Source organism: Oleiphilus sp. HI0061 (assembly GCF_001635675.1).
The window spans coordinates 1-629 of the sequence record NZ_LWFE01000594.1; the positions used below are offsets into that span (position 1 = coordinate 1).

The window sequence follows — 629 nt, forward strand, 5'->3', positions numbered from 1 at the left end:
CTTGCTCCCTATGAGCGCAGAATTAACCGAAACCTACAGTGCCATGAGCCAGAATACGATGATGCAATCTCATCACGGCGGCGTGTTGAGTGGAGCAATAAATAATATGGTCATGGCGACCGAAAACATCGAACATGACATTGGAGATATCAATAATCATATTCTCGAAATGAATAGCGAGCTCAATAGCTTTGGCGAGCACCTACATGCAACAACTTCCTCAATTGATACCATTGAAAAGCGCATATCTGAGTCGAATGAAGTATTAGATAAATTGCGTAACGATAGCGACCAGATCAACCAGATTATCACCGAGATCACCAGCATCGCAGAGCAAACTAACCTACTGGCACTCAACGCAGCAATCGAAGCAGCCCGTGCAGGCGAACAAGGTCGGGGTTTTGCCGTCGTTGCCGACGAAGTACGTTCACTGGCCGAGAGGACTCAAAGTTCAGCCGAACAGGTAAAAAGTATCGTCGATAGCATCCACACGAGCACACATGATGCCTCCAGTGTTATGCAGTCCAGCCAGAAAGACATTCAAATAACCGTTCGAAGTGCCCAATCCTCGAAAGAAGGCTTAAGTAAGACGGAGCGGGCTATCAAAGACATTATTTTATTGGCACAAA

At 46.3% G+C, this 629-nt stretch carries 1 protein-coding gene; it reads left to right on the plus strand.

Translation table 11 applies throughout. The features are described from left to right. Nucleotides 1-169 precede the first annotated feature (169 nt). On the plus strand, nucleotides 170-629 hold a 460-nt coding region (locus tag A3735_RS31760), incomplete at its 3' end, for a methyl-accepting chemotaxis protein (RefSeq protein ID WP_369820515.1).